Genomic DNA, 16,257 nt, shown 5'->3' with positions numbered 1-16,257 from the left:
TCATGCTTGAGCAAGATATTAAAAAAGTCCTCTATTCTGAAGAAGATATCATCGTTAAAACGAGAGAATTAGGACAACAACTCACTAAAGATTATCAGGAAAAAAATCCTTTAATGGTGGGAGTCTTAAAAGGCTCTGTTCCTTTTATGGTCGAATTAATGAAGCACATTGACGTCCATGTTGAAATTGACTTTATGGTGGTTTCTAGCTACCATGGTGGGACTTCCAGCAGTGGTGAAGTGAAAATTTTAAAAGACGTAGATACTAATATTGAAGGACGAGATATTATCTTTGTTGAGGATATTATTGATACTGGTCGTACTTTAAAATATCTGCGAGACATGTTTAAATACCGTAAAGCAAATTCTGTAAAAATTGCCACATTATTTGATAAACCAGAGGGGCGTGTCGTTGATATTGAAGCGGACTATGTTTGCTATGATGTGCCAAATGAATTTATTGTAGGATATGGTTTAGATTATGCAGAAAAGTATCGTAATCTTCCATACGTTGGTGTCTTAAAGGAAGAAGTCTATACTAACTAGAAAAAAGGTCAATTAATACTTTATGAAAAATAATAAAAATAACGGCTTTGTAAAAAACTCGTTCATTTATATTCTATTGATTGTGGTCATTATCACTGGTTTTCAATATTACGTAAAAGGGACGAGTACACAAAGCCAGCAAATTAACTATAGTAAACTTGTTAAACACATTAAGGCTGGTGATGTTAAAAATATTACTTACCAACCAAGTGGAAGCATCATTGAAGTACGCGGTAAATATACCACCCCTCAAAAAGTTTCGGTAAATGAAGGTTTGTCATTTCTTGGTGGATCAGCAACCACTACAGTTAATGAATTTACCTCATTAGTGTTGGCAAATGATTCGACGCTAAAAGAAATAACAGATGTTGCTAATAAAAATGGGACACAAATAACTGTTAAGCAAGAAAGCTCAAGTGGTGCCTGGATTTCCTTCTTAGTTAGTTTCCTTCCCATTGTCATCTTTGCCATTTTTATGGTTATGATGATGAACCAAGGCGGCGGTGGTGCCAGAGGTGCGATGAGTTTTGGTAAAAACAAAGCCAAATCTCAATCAAAATCAGATGTAAAAGTTCGTTTCACCGATGTTGCTGGTGCTGAAGAAGAAAAACAAGAACTGGTAGAAGTTGTTGACTTCTTAAAAAATCCTAAAAAATATACCACTTTGGGTGCACGCATCCCATCTGGCGTTTTACTAGAGGGCCCTCCAGGAACAGGTAAAACCCTACTTGCGAAAGCTGTTGCGGGTGAAGCTGGCGTTCCTTTCTTTAGTATTTCTGGATCAGACTTCGTGGAAATGTTTGTCGGAGTCGGTGCTAGCCGTGTTCGTTCGCTTTTTGAGGATGCTAAAAAAGCCGAACGTGCTATTATTTTTATTGATGAGATTGATGCTGTGGGACGTCGCCGTGGCGCCGGAATGGGCGGCGGTAATGACGAACGGGAGCAAACCCTCAATCAGCTTCTCATTGAAATGGATGGTTTTGAAGGAAATGAAAGCATTATCGTTATTGCGGCAACAAACCGTAGTGACGTTTTAGACCCAGCGCTTCTACGTCCAGGACGTTTTGACCGAAAAGTCTTAGTAGGTCAACCTGATGTTAAAGGACGTGAAGCAATCTTGCGCGTTCATGCTAAAAATAAACCAATGGCAGAAGATGTGGATTTGAAAGTTGTTGCCCAACAAACTCCTGGTTTTGTGGGGGCTGATCTTGAAAATGTACTGAATGAGGCCGCTCTTGTTGCTGCCCGTCGTAACAAAACAAAAATTGACGCTAGTGACATTGATGAAGCAGAAGATCGAGTTATAGCTGGTCCTTCTAAGAAAGATCGAACTATTTCTCAAAAAGAACGTGAAATGGTTGCCTACCACGAAGCTGGACATACCATTGTTGGTTTAGTCCTTTCCAATGCGCGTGTTGTTCATAAAGTAACCATTGTTCCTCGTGGTCGAGCTGGTGGTTATATGATTGCTCTTCCTAAGGAAGATCAAAACTTACTTTCTAAGAGTGATTTAAAAGAACAGCTAGCTGGCCTTATGGGTGGACGTGTCGCTGAGGAAATTATTTTTAATGCTCAAACCACTGGCGCATCAAATGACTTTGAGCAAGCAACGCAAATGGCTCGGGCAATGGTTACAGAATATGGTATGAGTGATAAACTCGGCCCTGTTCAATATGAAGGTAATCATGCCATGATGCCAGGACAAATGTCAGCTGAAAAATCCTACTCAGCTCAAACTGCCCAGCTCATTGATGATGAAGTCAGAGAACTCCTTAACCAAGCTCGTAATCAAGCAGCTGATATTATCAACGAAAATCGTGAAACACATAAATTAATTGCAGAAGCGCTTCTTAAATATGAAACACTTGATGCAGCGCAAATTAGATCTATTTATGAAACGGGTAAAATGCCAGAGGAGAACAATTTAGAAAATGATGATGTTCATGCATTATCATATGATGAAGTAAAAGATAAAATGACCGAATCAAAATCTGCTGAATAATAATGATTATATAAAAAGTTAAGTTTGAGGTAGCTCAGCTTAACTTTTTTAGTTAGTGACTAACTGCAATCAATTAGGGAGATGAAATTTACAATCATTAGTAACTATGATAAACTTAGTAAATAACTCTTTACTATTATTAGAAAGTGATACTATGACTATTTTTCGTAAAAAAAAGAAAGAGCTCACTAAAACAGAAATGCATCGACACCTTAAGGTTACTGATTTAGTCTTCTTAGGACTAGGTTCAATGGTTGGGACAGGTATTTTTACCATTACAGGTATCGGTGCTGCCAATTATGCTGGACCTGCCTTAACGATTTCGATTATCATTTCAGCTATTGCGATTGGTATTTTAGCCTTATTTTATGCAGAGTTTGCGTCTCGAATTCCTTCTAATGGCGGAGCTTATAGCTATGTTTATGCAACATTAGGTGAATTCCCAGCCTGGATTGTCGGTTGGTATATTATGATGGAATTCTTAACAGCAGTATCTAGCGTTGCGGTCGGATGGGGCAGTTATTTAAAAGGTTTACTAGCTAATTATGGAATAGTTTTACCAAATGCTTTAAATGGGACTTTTGATCCTAAAAGTGGAACTTACATTGATCTTTTACCTGTTCTAGTCATGATTTTTGTTACTGGTATTGTACTGATGAATTCCAAAGCTGCTTTGAGGTTTAATAGTTTTTTGGTGCTTTTAAAATTCTCAGCATTGGCTTTATTTATCCTAGTGGGACTTTTTTTTATTAATGGTCATAATTGGTCGCCGTTTGCTCCTTATGGATTAGGACAGCTTTATGGGGGAAAATCTGGTATATTTGCAGGAGCTTCTGTCATGTTCTTTGCATTTTTAGGATTTGAATCCATCTCCATGACAGTTGACGAAGTGAGAGAACCCCAAAAAACAATTCCCAAAGGAATTGTTTTATCATTAACGATTGTTACTATACTATATGTCGTCGTTACCATGATTCTAACTGGTATTGTTCACTATACCAAGTTAAATGTACCTGATGCAGTTGCTTTTGCTCTGCGAAGTATTGGTCTTAATTGGGCAGCAAACTATGTTTCCGTCGTTGCTATTTTAACACTTATTACAGTCTGTATTTCTATGACCTATGCTCTAGCTAGAACTGTTTATAGTATTAGTAGAGATGGTTTACTACCCAAATCACTTTCTGCCCTCACTAACAAGAGCAAAATCCCTAAAAATGCGACTATCCTAGTTGGAGGACTTGCTATGATTTGTGCTGGTCTATTTCCATTAGCAAGCTTAGCAGAGTTTGTTAATATTTGTACTCTAGCGTATTTGATTATCATGTCCTTTGCCATTATCAGACTCAGGAAAACAGAAGGAAAACCAAAAGCTGGTGAATTTAAAACGCCTTTAGTTCCTTTTTTACCAGTTTTAGCGATTGTCATTTGTGCTTCTTTTATGAGTCAATATACAGTCTTTACTTGGCTTACTTTTACTGTTACGACTGTTTTAGGCACTCTGGTCTATATTTACTATGGTTATAAGCACTCAAAAGAACATAAATAGGATTATAGTTAATCGTTTCAGTTGTCTATTTCTTATTCTTATTGACATCTCATAAATATGGAGAATAACAGCTCCATTTATGAGGTGTTTTTATATTATTATCTAAGCATTAGTCAAAGAACTCGCTAAACGCCCCGTAACAGAGTATAGTGAAAACGTTCCAGAGTCAGCTTGACTTTGGAACGTTTTTTTTTTACAAAACTGCTCTTATGTGACTAACTATTTCAAAAGAGATAAGGAGAGCATTTTTTGATAGGGTAGCTTAATAAAGCCCTTCATTATGAGGAGAGCGCTAGCGTGTGTTAATGCTAATGTCACCACAAAGATAACTTTTCCTTGATTAGGCACAGCTAAAGGCGTTGCTTTTAAACAGTAAGAGACTATGCCGATAAAAAGAGGATGAAGGAAAAAGTAATAGACACTTAATTGCTTAAGATGACTTAAGCAATGGTCCTTAAACAGTGACGTACGTATACTCCAGTTAAATAAGAACACTGCACATAAAGGCCCTAGTAGGAAGAAATTTTTATCCAATCCTAAAATAAATAAGCACATTCTCTACAGCTAAGAGTAAGAGAAATACAGTATACTTAAGACCACGAGATGTGGTAAAGAGCTCAGTATTAAAATAATCATAAAGTAAATAGCCTGCTAGGAGATAAATTGGAGTATAAAATAATCCGTTTCGCGTTGTCTGGAAAACTGACATGTAGGCGGAAATCAGTGGATAAAACTTTGTCGGCTGGACAAAAGCAGAGTAGGTTTCTAATGCTCCAGTACAATAAAGTGCAACAACAGTGATAACTGTTCCTCTAGTTCCTAGATACTTCAATAATCCTTGAATAATCACCCAACCTAAAATGACCGCAGGAATGTACCACAGAGTATGTGACATCCCTAAATACAAAAAGGCCACAATAAAACCAGGCAATAAATAGACCTTTGCTATATTTAGAGATTCAAAAAAGAAATAGCCATAAGGCAAATAGATTAGGGTCCATATGCTATACTTTTTAATCCGTTTACGACAATAGGCTTGATGACACAAACCTTGATGTATACGACCTCTCAAAAAGAAAGCAGTACAGATCAAAAAATAAGGGACAGCCATCCGACCTAGAAAACTTTTAAAGGTAAAATGAATGGTATCTTGACTAAATAATCTTCCACTATGAACTAAAATGACCAGTATGGAAAAAGGATATTGTAGCAAGCTAATCATTGAGGTGTTATATTGATTATTATCTGCGCACGGCTTTCTCGTCATCTGTAACATTACTTTCTGTAAATGATCATTCCCATTTTACCAATCTCCCTAGAAAAATATCTCAGTTGCCTTAAATGGTATGTGACAATTATTTTCAATGCTCTATTAGCATTATTAGGATTAAAAAAAGCTGCTTTCTCAAAAGGAAATCAGCTTAGAAAACAAAAGCTCATTGTCAACTGTAGTGAGTGCCAATGAGCCTTTAGTGTTCAGATAATTATTAGATTCTTTATAAACTTCTTCGTCGCATTAAACGATAGGTATAACTGATCAATAGCCCTGCAATTAACAGACGAATACTGATTAGACAGATTTCATTAGCAAAAAAATGATCAAAGAAAAAGCCATTGCTGCCATTACGTGATAATTTTAAAAGTAAACCTGGAGTATCTGTCGTTGATACCGAGAAAATAGTTAATAACTTGTTGATCACACCTTGATTAAAAATAACCATTAAAAAGCCAGGCGCAAAAAAGGCAAGCGTTGAAACAGCAAAAGACGTTAATGGCGAATTTGTGATACTTGAGATGAAGAAATTAAGACTGGCTATAAAAAGGAGCCCAACAAATTGTAAGACAATAATATGAATAAAAGCAGTTGATATTGTCATCGGTACAGGAAATCCCATAATATTAGCAAAGGGGGATGTCCAATATAAATTGAGTTGAACACTTGTCTCCCAGCCACTAAAACTAAAATAATCTGCAAATACCATCAGGATGATGGCATAAGCTAAGATAAATGTGGAAATCCCGATAGTCATTGTGCTCGCTAACTTAGCCCAGGTCAGTTGACCACGTCCATACTGAGTCGTCAGTAATATAGGATTAATCTTCTTAGCCCTATCTCCTGAAAAAAGCGGAGCTGATAAAAATAGAGTAAATAAGACAATCACAATATAAGCACTGTTACTCACTTCGAAAAGTTGATTCCAGGGAGCAAAGTTACCAAGCTTTAATTGTTTTAGTGGCAGCGCAGAACCTAGCTGTTTTTGCTTCTTAATATTTATTTTATTAAAATCAATGGTTTTATCATCTTTCAATTGATTATAGTAAATCAAGAAATCCCGATCAAAAGTATCTAGAACATAATAACTAAAAACATCAAATATAGGGGGGGCGTCCTGCCGGCGGATTAACATAATTTTTAATAATATTTGTCACCCGTTCTTCAGATAAATCCCCTGAATATTTTTCAGCTATTCTACGATTAATGGCAACCGCTTCTGGACCATGTACCTTATCTGCAGAATAGCCGCTAATTTGCCCGACAAAAAAATGCTGATAAAATAGACCAAAGATAGCAAGAAGGAGAATAGTAAAAGTCCCCAATACTACCTTACGTTGTAGCAGTTTTTTTAATTCAAAAGGAAAAATTGATAGCATCTGACTTACTCCCCTCTAAAATGATAAATGTAGAAATCTTCTAGAGTTGGCATGACCAACTGTGCTGAATCACTAGGACAAATATCACTCACTACGCGAAATACCCGATTATCTGAAGTGACTTTTTCATTAACGATGGCAATATTTGGTGTCTGAGATAAGTCTGATTCCCTCGTTATTTCCCACACTTTTCCCTCAATGGTTTTCAATAACTGTGCGGTATTGCCATGTTCGATAAATTTGCCATTTTTTAATACGATGATTTCTTTGGCGACTGCTTCTACATCTGAAACAATATGCGTTGATAAAATGATAATTTTATTCGTGGCTAACTGACTCAAAATATGGCGAAATTTAACCCGTTCCTTAGGATCAAGCCCGACAGTTGGTTCATCCAGAATGAGTATTTCAGGGTCATTGATTAGGGCTTGAGCAATGCCTAGACGCTGCTTCATACCACCAGAATATGACGAAATCTTCTTTTTACCAACATCATCTAGTCCAACAAGTTCTAGTAACCTAGGCATTTCTTGTTTAGCTTTCTTTTTATCAATACCTTTTAAGGTAGCAATATAATTTAAAAAAGCAATGCCAGTAAATTGACCATAATAGCGAAAATGTTGCGGTAAAAACCCAATATGGCGGTAGAATTCTTCGGACTGCTCCTGGTCATTCCAATAAATATGACCACTATCTGCAAATGTAAAATGACTCATCAAATTCAATAAGGTGGTTTTTTCCAGTACCATTTGCTCCTAAAAGCCCATACAAACCAGGGGTAAACTGATAGGAAATCTGGTTAAGTACTATTTTTTTACCGTAGCTTTTAGTGATATTATCTAGCTTTAATAGCATAGTATTGTCTCTCTTTATACAAATTTAAGCGACAGAAGAAGACTCCCCATCGCTTAATTTAAAAAAAAATAATTATACATTGTAGACACGACAAACGCTTCCAGGGTAAAGGGCCATATGATTTTTGCATTAGTCAAAGCAGTGCCATAACTAAGATGCCATGCACTTGTATCAGTGTGCTTACCATTCTTACTGCCTATCCATCTATAACCTACACCACCTTCAACATGTGCTTCATTATCCACAAATTCTAATGGTTCAATTGATTTTATATTCATTTTGAATATCTCCTGGGTAGAATGTTCGTCTGTTGCAACTTGATACATCAAATATAGCATTAAATAAGCCTATAAAAGATTTATTTCCTGAAATGTCATCGAATCGCCTTAAATGGGAAAACTATATCTTTTATGCTCTCGTAAGAATTGTTGACAGCGTTTCTAGAGCTATTTAAGCTTATGTCAATAAGTATCTATTTTTTATGGCAAACTCTTAAAAAGAAAGTTTAATTATTGGAGAGTCCGATCCTAATGTCAGAAATAATCCACTTGACTAAAAATCATTTGGAGTCTAAATGACTAGAGTGGCAATTCTCATGACTGCAAAATCTAATGAAACTGGAAAATTAACCTATTAGTTCGGTATTTGAGACAAAGCTAGAATGAGATCCCAGTATCTTACTTTTTGAGAGACATGCGATAACCAAACAATACTACTATTTAGAAAAGAAATCCAAGATGAATCAAAATAAAACTTTGACATTTAAAACTAAATTTACCCAACTAACGCCCGACCAATTAAATAAAATTTCTGGAGGTGGTTGGATTGATAATATCAAGAAAATAATCAATTTAGATAAATTGAAATGTTTAAAACTATAATATGATTTCAAAAGTTTGGCGGAACTTGCAAACTTGCTTACTTGTTGCGATAGAAATATTCGGATAACGATTAATAATTTCTATGGCATTATAAAGGCCAATTCCTCTATTCTGACCTTTGCTACTTATCTCATAATTGAATAAAGTTGATGTATCAACTGCCTTTTCTTTACTTGAATTTTTTATTATAAAAATTTGTTTATGATTTAACGTAAAATAAGACATAAATGTATAAAATAGAGCTCATCATAGAACTCATATTCCTCTACCTCTTTGACTTTTCTCTATTACTACCATGATGTCTTTTATTTTATTACGAGAAATCAGACAATTTGCACCATTTTTAAAATAGATTAGTTTAGTTGATTTATCCACTTTAAAAACATTTAAGGGATTTACTAAAAAAGAGCGATGGCATTGGAAAAGTCTGGGTTCTTGTTTTAAAACATTTTCCAAAGTAGCTGTAAATTCCATTCGATCTTTTTCAGTATAAAGGACTACTCTATGTGATCTTAATGACGTTTCTATATAAAGGATATCGTTAAAAGGCACTTGTACTTGATTATAGCGTGATTTAAAATAAAAAGAATCTTCCAGTAACGTTTTACTGCAAGCGCTACTGGCATATAATAAAACGTTTTCAACTCTTTGACTAAATTTCTCCTTGGATAGCTCTTTATCAATATAATCTAAAGCTGATACTTGATAACGAAACGTTAAAGGCATCAATTCTGAATGATTTGTGACAAAAACAATCTGAGCATAGGGGTCAATTTGTCTAATCTGCCTTGCGACCTCTAAACCTTTTCGCTCTTCATTTTTTATTTCAATATCTAAGAAAAATAAATTATGCATACCTTTTTCACAGATTGATTCTAGTAATTGAGCTGGTTTTTCAAAGGTATTGATCGTTTTGCTATGTATATTTCTCCTACATTTAACTTCCTCAATTATTTTCTCTAAATATGCCTGTTGAATAAAATTATCCTCTAAAATAAAAATATTCACTTTCGTCTCCTTGTATCCATTATTCTAATAGATAAACCAAATTATAATTTTATTAAAATATTTTATAATAGTTGTTATTGTTTTATCATAATTACCTATGCATTCCAATCTCAGTAAGGAGTTAGATCATGTAAAATATTTTTTCCAAGAAGGTTCCCTAACCCCTGTTTTAGATACAAATTTAGGTTGCTTTTTAATCTATATGAAGTAAGCTAATCTAAAAATTTAAGCGTAAGCAACCCCATGACGGAGTATATTGAAAACGTGGACTTCTCTCCCTATCCGGGATTGACAATATAGGTTTGAATATAGGCTGAGAGGGTGACCAGCAACAGTATCATCCTTTTAGGTTTTTTATTATATTTTATTTTGAAATTAACTGGCACAACAGGCAGTTGTTAAGTAATTCCAATGTAAATGTAAAATATATGCAAGAAAAGTAAAAAAAGTATTGACAGATAGGGGTTAAATAACATATACTAAGAAAGTTGTCAGCTGATTAGCGCAAGTATCAATAAAAAGTAAAAAAAGTTATTGACAAAGCCTTAAGAAGCTGATAGAATAAAGAAGTTGCCTCGCAAGAGGGGAAAGACCTTTGAGAACTGAATAAGACGAACCAAAAAGTGAAGAGGGGTTTATAAGCAGTATAGACTCCGTCAAAGCAAAAATAAATCTGTCAGCGGACAGAAAAGAACGAGTAAGTTCAAACTAAATGAGAGTTTGATCCTGGCTCAGGACGAACGCTGGCGGCGTGCCTAATACATGCAAGTAGAACGCTTTGGACTGGTGCTTGCACTAGTTCAAGGAGTTGCGAACGGGTGAGTAACGCGTAGGTAACCTACCTGATAGCGGGGGATAACTATTGGAAACGATAGCTAATACCGCATAATAGAGTAAGACACATGTTTCACTCTTAAAAGGGGCAACAGCTCCACTATGAGATGGACCTGCGTTGTATTAGCTAGTTGGTGAGGTAAAGGCTCACCAAGGCGACGATACATAGCCGACCTGAGAGGGTGAACGGCCACACTGGGACTGAGACACGGCCCAGACTCCTACGGGAGGCAGCAGTAGGGAATCTTCGGCAATGGACGCAAGTCTGACCGAGCAACGCCGCGTGAGTGAAGAAGGTTTTCGGATCGTAAAGCTCTGTTGTTAGAGAAGAATGGTAATGGGAGTGGAAAATCCATTACGTGACGGTAACTAACCAGAAAGGGACGGCTAACTACGTGCCAGCAGCCGCGGTAATACGTAGGTCCCGAGCGTTGTCCGGATTTATTGGGCGTAAAGCGAGCGCAGGCGGTTTTTTAAGTCTGAAGTTAAAGGCAGTGGCTTAACCATTGTATGCTTTGGAAACTGGAGAACTTGAGTGCAGAAGGGGAGAGTGGAATTCCATGTGTAGCGGTGAAATGCGTAGATATATGGAGGAACACCGGTGGCGAAAGCGGCTCTCTGGTCTGTAACTGACGCTGAGGCTCGAAAGCGTGGGGAGCAAACAGGATTAGATACCCTGGTAGTCCACGCCGTAAACGATGAGTGCTAGGTGTTAGGCCCTTTCCGGGGCTTAGTGCCGGAGCTAACGCATTAAGCACTCCGCCTGGGGAGTACGACCGCAAGGTTGAAACTCAAAGGAATTGACGGGGGCCCGCACAAGCGGTGGAGCATGTGGTTTAATTCGAAGCAACGCGAAGAACCTTACCAGGTCTTGACATCCTTCTGACCGGCCTAGAGATAGGCTTTCCCTTTTGGGCAGAAGTGACAGGTGGTGCATGGTTGTCGTCAGCTCGTGTCGTGAGATGTTGGGTTAAGTCCCGCAACGAGCGCAACCCTTATTGTTAGTTGCCATCATTAAGTTGGGCACTCTAGCGAGACTGCCGGTAATAAACCGGAGGAAGGTGGGGATGACGTCAAATCATCATGCCCCTTATGACCTGGGCTACACACGTGCTACAATGGTTGGTACAACGAGTCGCAAGCCGGTGACGGCAAGCTAATCTCTGAAAGCCAATCTCAGTTCGGATTGTAGGCTGCAACTCGCCTACATGAAGTCGGAATCGCTAGTAATCGCGGATCAGCACGCCGCGGTGAATACGTTCCCGGGCCTTGTACACACCGCCCGTCACACCACGAGAGTTTGTAACACCCGAAGTCGGTGAGGTAACCGTTTAGGAGCCAGCCGCCTAAGGTGGGATAGATGATTGGGGTGAAGTCGTAACAAGGTAGCCGTATCGGAAGGTGCGGCTGGATCACCTCCTTTCTAAGGATAAGGAACTTTTTGGGATTTGTCTTATTTAGTTTTGAGAGGTCTTATAATAGAATAGACACACCACTAATAATGAAACCAGCCGTTTATTAGTCGGGGGCCTTAGCTCAGCTGGGAGAGCGCCTGCTTTGCACGCAGGAGGTCAGCGGTTCGATCCCGCTAGGCTCCATTATCTAGGATACAAAGAGATGTTCGGCTTGCCGAAATTTCTGTAGAAAAATAGGAAACAGACGCTGTGTGCTTGCACACAAGGAAGTTTATCTTTTTTCCTAAGAAATTAATCTCGTGTTCCACTAGATAAATGATATTTGAATACGAACCTAAACTTACTAGAAATAAGTCAAAACCATCTGGTGTCTGAAGACACCTCACTGGTTTGTTCCTTATTTTACGCAAGTTTTACGACAAGTCGTAACGGTTCTTAAAATCATAATAGTCCATTGAAAATTGAATATCTATATCAAATTCCACAATTATGAAAATGATTGTAGAAAAGTAACAAGAAAGAAACCGAAAAAAAGATAAACGCGAACCTATTAAAAAAATAAAGAAGGTCGAAAGACTGGAACTAAGGTTAAGTTAATAAGGGCGCACGGTGGATGCCTTGGCACTAGAAGCCGAAGAAGGACGTGACAAACGACGAAATGCTTTGGGGAGCTGTAAGTAAGCGCTGATCCAGAGATGTCCGAATGGGGGAACCCACTAACTAAAGGTTAGTATCCATAACTGTTAAGGTTATGAGAAGGAAGACGCAGTGAACTGAAACATCTAAGTAGCTGCAGGAAGAGAAAGCAAAAGCGATTGCCAAAGTAGCGGCGAGCGAAAGGGCAAGAGGGCAAACCAAGGAGTTTACTCCTTGGGGTTGTAGGACTGCGACGTGGGATCAGATACTATAGACGAATGACCTGGGAAGGTCAGCCAAAGGGAGTAACAGCCTCGTAGTTGAAATAGTAGATGACTCTAGCAGGATCCTGAGTACGGCGAGACACGCGAAATCTCGTTGGAATCTGGGAGGACCATCTCCCAACCCTAAATACTCTCTAGTGACCGATAGTGAACCAGTACCGTGAGGGAAAGGTGAAAAGCACCCCGGGAGGGGAGTGAAAGAGAACCTGAAACCGTGTGCCTACAAGAAGTTCGAGCCCGTTAATGGGTGAGAGCGTGCCTTTTGTAGAATGAACCGGCGAGTTACGTTTACGTGCGAGGTTAAGTTGAAGAGACGGAGCCGTAGGGAAACCGAGTCTTAATAGGGCGAAATAGTACGTAGATGTAGACCCGAAACCATGTGACCTACCCATGAGCAGGTTGAAGGTGCGGTAAAACGCACTGGAGGACCGAACCAGGGCACGTTGAAAAGTGCTTGGATGACTTGTGGGTAGCGGAGAAATTCCAAACGAACTTGGAGATAGCTGGTTCTCTCCGAAATAGCTTTAGGGCTAGCGTCGAAGTAAGTCTCTTGGAGGTAGAGCACTGTTTGGGTGAGGGGTCCATCCCGGATTACCAATCTCAGATAAACTCCGAATGCCAAGACGATATATTCGGCAGTCAGACTGCGAGTGCTAAGATCCGTAGTCGAAAGGGAAACAGCCCAGACCACCAGCTAAGGTCCCCAAATAATTGTTAAGTGGAAAAGGATGTGGGGTTGCACAGACAACTAGGATGTTAGCTTAGAAGCAGCTATTCATTCAAAGAGTGCGTAATAGCTCACTAGTCGAGTGACCCTGCGCCGAAAATGTACCGGGGCTAAAACAATTTACCGAAGCTGTGGATTACCTTTAGAGGTAATGGTAGGAGAGCGTTCTATGTGTGAAGAAGGTATACCGTGAGGAGTGCTGGAACGCATAGAAGTGAGAATGCCGGTATGAGTAGCGAAAGACAGGTGAGAATCCTGTCCACCGTAAGACTAAGGATTCCAGGGGAAGGCTCGTCCGCCCTGGGTTAGTCGGGACCTAAGGAGAGACCGAAAGGTGTATCCGATGGGCAACAGGTTGATATTCCTGTACTAGTATGTATAGTGAAGGAGGGACGCAGCAGGCTAACTAAAGCGTGCGAGTGGAAGAGCACGTCTAAGCAGTGAGGTGTGAGATGAGTTAAATGCTTATCTCTGTAACATTGAGCTGTGATGGGGAGCGAAATGTAAGTAGCGAAGTTAGTGATGTCACACTGCCAAGAAAAGCTTCTAGCGTTTAACTACATACTACCCGTACCGCAAACCGACACAGGTAGTCGAGGCGAGTAGCCTCAGGTGATCGAGAGAACTCTCGTTAAGGAACTCGGCAAAATGACCCCGTAACTTAGGGAGAAGGGGTGCTGATAGTGATATCAGCCGCAGTGAATAGGCCCAAGCAACTGTTTATCAAAAACACAGCTCTCTGCTAAATCGTAAGATGATGTATAGGGGGTGACGCCTGCCCGGTGCTGGAAGGTTAAGAGGAGGGTTTAGCGCAAGCGACGATCTGAATTGAAGCCCCAGTAAACGGCGGCCGTAACTATAACGGTCCTAAGGTAGCGAAATTCCTTGTCGGGTAAGTTCCGACCCGCACGAAAGGCGTAATGATTTGGGCACTGTCTCAACGAGAGACTCGGTGAAATTTTAGTACCTGTGAAGATGCAGGTTACCCGCGACAGGACGGAAAGACCCCATGGAGCTTTACTGCAGTTTGATATTGAGTATCTGTAGGACATGTACAGGATAGGTAGGAGCCATAGAGAACGGGACGCCAGTTTCGTTGGAGGCGTTGTTGGGATACTACCCTTGTGTTATGGCTACTCTAACCCGGATAGGTTAGCCCTATCGGAGACAGTGTCTGACGGGCAGTTTGACTGGGGCGGTCGCCTCCTAAAGAGTAACGGAGGCGCCCAAAGGTTCCCTCAGACTGGTTGGAAATCAGTCGCAGAGTGTAAAGGTATAAGGGAGCTTGACTGCGAGAGCAACACCTCGAGCAGGGACGAAAGTCGGGCTTAGTGATCCGGTGGTACCGCATGGAAGGGCCATCGCTCAACGGATAAAAGCTACCCTGGGGATAACAGGCTTATCTCCCCCAAGAGTTCACATCGACGGGGAGGTTTGGCACCTCGATGTCGGCTCGTCGCATCCTGGGGCTGTAGTCGGTCCCAAGGGTTGGGCTGTTCGCCCATTAAAGCGGCACGCGAGCTGGGTTCAGAACGTCGTGAGACAGTTCGGTCCCTATCCGTCGCGGGCGAAGGAAATTTGAGAGGATCTGCTCCTAGTACGAGAGGACCAGAGTGGACTTACCGCTGGTGTACCAGTTGTCTTGCCAAAGGCATCGCTGGGTAGCTATGTAGGGAAGGGATAAGCGCTGAAAGCATCTAAGTGCGAAGCCCGCCTCAAGATGAGATTTCCCATGATTTTATATCAGTAAGAGCCCTGAGAGAAGATCAGGTAGATAGGTTAGGAGTGGAAGTGTAGTGATACATGAAGCGGACTAAAACTAATAGCTCGAGGACTTATCCGAGGATAATAGAAAAGTTTATTGACATAGAGGTAGAGTTCTTGTTAAGATAGAGGTATTCAATTTTGAGTGGACGATTAGAAGACAGTTCACCCAAGCAGTTAAGTGACGATAGCCTAGGAGATACACCTGTTTCCATGCCGAACACAGCAGTTAAGCCCTAGAACGCCTGAAGTAGTTGGGGGTTGCCCCCTGTTAGATACGGTAGTTGCTTAGCCAAAGGAAGTTTAGCTCAATGGAGTTAAAGTTCCAACCATGGGAGTTTAGCTCAGCTGGGAGAGCATCTGCCTTACAAGCAGAGGGTCAGCGGTTCGAACCCGTTAACTCCCATAGTATTGAAAAGATACAGGTCCCGTAGTGTAGCGGTTATCACGTCGCCCTGTCACGGCGAAGATCGCGGGTTCGATTCCCGTCGGGACCGTTTTATAAGTCCGTTGGACTTATAAAAGTTGCGGATTGAATAAGCGGAGCTTATGTCATTCGTTACTCAATTGAAGAAAATCAATTAAAAACATTAAATGATGAAAAGACTCGTTAGCTCAGTTGGTAGAGCAATTGACTTTTAATCAATGGGTCACTGGTTCGAGCCCAGTACGGGTCATGTCAGCGGGTTTGGCGGAATTGGCAGACGCACCAGATTTAGGATCTGGCGCTTAACGGCGTGGGGGTTCAAGTCCCTTAACCCGCATAATAGAGAGCCGGCTTAGCTCAGTTGGTAGAGCATCTGATTTGTAATCAGAGGGTCGCGTGTTCAAGTCATGTAGCCGGCATTAATAGAATGCGAACGTAGTTCAGTGGTAGAACATCACCTTGCCAAGGTGGGGGTCGCGGGTTCGAATCCCGTCGTTCGCTTGTGAGGAGCCGGGGTGGCGGAACTGGCAGACGCACAGGACTTAAAATCCTGCGATGGTTCACATCGTACCGGTTCGATTCCGGTCCTCGGCATAACATTTATAGAGCACCCTTAGCTCAACTGGATAGAGTACCTGACTACGAATCAGGCGGTTAGAGGTTCGACTCCTCTAGGGTGCA

At 40.4% G+C, this 16,257-nt stretch carries 5 protein-coding genes, 9 tRNA genes, 3 rRNA genes and 4 pseudogenes; 15 read left to right on the top strand and 6 right to left on the bottom strand.

What is annotated here, in order from left to right:
• The first annotated feature begins 2 nt into the window (after positions 1-2).
• From hpt to K5J94_RS01815, 3 genes are all read left to right on the top strand, one after another.
• Positions 3-545, top strand: coding sequence for a hypoxanthine phosphoribosyltransferase (gene hpt / locus K5J94_RS01825; RefSeq protein WP_221913298.1), 543 nt, complete (start codon positions 3-5; stop codon positions 543-545).
• Positions 546-567: 22 nt separating this feature from the next.
• Entirely contained in the window at positions 568-2,547 is a 1,980-nt protein-coding gene (gene ftsH / locus K5J94_RS01820) for an ATP-dependent zinc metalloprotease FtsH (RefSeq protein WP_159561425.1), read from the top strand.
• Between the two features lie 154 nt (positions 2,548-2,701).
• The gene (locus tag K5J94_RS01815; RefSeq protein ID WP_221913295.1) at positions 2,702-4,093 is read left to right on the top strand and encodes an APC family permease; all 1,392 of its coding nucleotides are present in this window, start codon (positions 2,702-2,704) and stop codon (positions 4,091-4,093) included.
• Between the two features lie 219 nt (positions 4,094-4,312).
• Here K5J94_RS01815 and K5J94_RS01810 read toward each other — a convergent pair.
• From K5J94_RS01810 to K5J94_RS01780, 6 genes and pseudogenes are all read right to left on the bottom strand, one after another.
• A pseudogene (locus K5J94_RS01810) lies at positions 4,313-5,360 on the bottom strand (acyltransferase family protein).
• A gap of 229 nt (positions 5,361-5,589) precedes the next feature.
• Positions 5,590-6,745: pseudogene (locus K5J94_RS01805) on the bottom strand (ABC transporter permease subunit).
• Between the two features lie 5 nt (positions 6,746-6,750).
• Positions 6,751-7,600, bottom strand: a pseudogene (locus K5J94_RS01795) (ABC transporter ATP-binding protein).
• Between the two features lie 72 nt (positions 7,601-7,672).
• A pseudogene (locus tag K5J94_RS01790) lies at positions 7,673-7,878 on the bottom strand (ComC/BlpC family peptide pheromone/bacteriocin).
• A 597-nt stretch (positions 7,879-8,475) separates the two neighbouring features.
• Entirely contained in the window at positions 8,476-8,706 is a 231-nt protein-coding gene (locus tag K5J94_RS01785) for a GHKL domain-containing protein (protein WP_221913287.1), read from the bottom strand.
• A gap of 30 nt (positions 8,707-8,736) precedes the next feature.
• Positions 8,737-9,489, bottom strand: a complete 753-nt coding sequence (locus tag K5J94_RS01780; protein ID WP_221913285.1) for a response regulator transcription factor — start codon at positions 9,487-9,489, stop codon at positions 8,737-8,739.
• Between the two features lie 708 nt (positions 9,490-10,197).
• Here K5J94_RS01780 and K5J94_RS01775 point away from each other — a divergent pair.
• The 12 genes from K5J94_RS01775 (at position 10,198) to K5J94_RS01720 (ending at position 16,257) form a co-directional block, all read left to right on the top strand.
• Positions 10,198-11,746, top strand: a 16S ribosomal RNA gene (locus K5J94_RS01775).
• Between the two features lie 102 nt (positions 11,747-11,848).
• A tRNA-Ala gene (locus K5J94_RS01770) sits at positions 11,849-11,921 on the top strand.
• 403 nt (positions 11,922-12,324) lie between these two features.
• A 23S ribosomal RNA gene (locus tag K5J94_RS01765) occupies positions 12,325-15,228 on the top strand.
• A gap of 98 nt (positions 15,229-15,326) precedes the next feature.
• A 5S ribosomal RNA gene (gene rrf, locus K5J94_RS01760) occupies positions 15,327-15,442 on the top strand.
• The 16S, 23S and 5S rRNA genes sit together here with 9 tRNA genes alongside, the layout of an rRNA operon.
• Before the next feature lie 40 nt (positions 15,443-15,482).
• Positions 15,483-15,555, top strand: a tRNA-Val gene (locus tag K5J94_RS01755).
• 18 nt (positions 15,556-15,573) lie between these two features.
• Positions 15,574-15,646 (top strand) — tRNA-Asp (locus K5J94_RS01750).
• Positions 15,647-15,753: 107 nt separating this feature from the next.
• Positions 15,754-15,826 (top strand) — tRNA-Lys (locus K5J94_RS01745).
• Positions 15,827-15,831: 5 nt separating this feature from the next.
• Positions 15,832-15,913: transfer RNA gene (locus K5J94_RS01740), tRNA-Leu, on the top strand.
• Positions 15,914-15,922: 9 nt separating this feature from the next.
• Positions 15,923-15,995 (top strand) — tRNA-Thr (locus K5J94_RS01735).
• A 10-nt stretch (positions 15,996-16,005) separates the two neighbouring features.
• Positions 16,006-16,077, top strand: a tRNA-Gly gene (locus K5J94_RS01730).
• A gap of 8 nt (positions 16,078-16,085) precedes the next feature.
• Positions 16,086-16,170 (top strand) — tRNA-Leu (locus K5J94_RS01725).
• Positions 16,171-16,183: 13 nt separating this feature from the next.
• Positions 16,184-16,257: transfer RNA gene (locus tag K5J94_RS01720), tRNA-Arg, on the top strand.

This window comes from Streptococcus halichoeri (assembly GCF_019774635.1).
Lineage (GTDB): Bacteria > Bacillota > Bacilli > Lactobacillales > Streptococcaceae > Streptococcus > Streptococcus halichoeri.
The sequence above is the reverse complement of the archived record's forward strand: the minus strand, read 5'-3'. Positions and strand labels throughout refer to the sequence as shown.

Excerpts from the sequence above, each read along its gene's own strand:
- K5J94_RS01785 (WP_221913287.1), bottom strand. The coding sequence starts at position 8,706 with ATGTCTTATTTTACGTTAAATCATAAACAAATTTTTATAATAAAAAAT.
- ftsH (WP_159561425.1), top strand. The coding sequence starts at position 568 with ATGAAAAATAATAAAAATAACGGCTTTGTAAAAAACTCGTTCATTTAT.
- hpt (WP_221913298.1), top strand. The coding sequence starts at position 3 with ATGCTTGAGCAAGATATTAAAAAAGTCCTCTATTCTGAAGAAGATATC.
- K5J94_RS01815 (WP_221913295.1), top strand. The coding sequence starts at position 2,702 with ATGACTATTTTTCGTAAAAAAAAGAAAGAGCTCACTAAAACAGAAATG.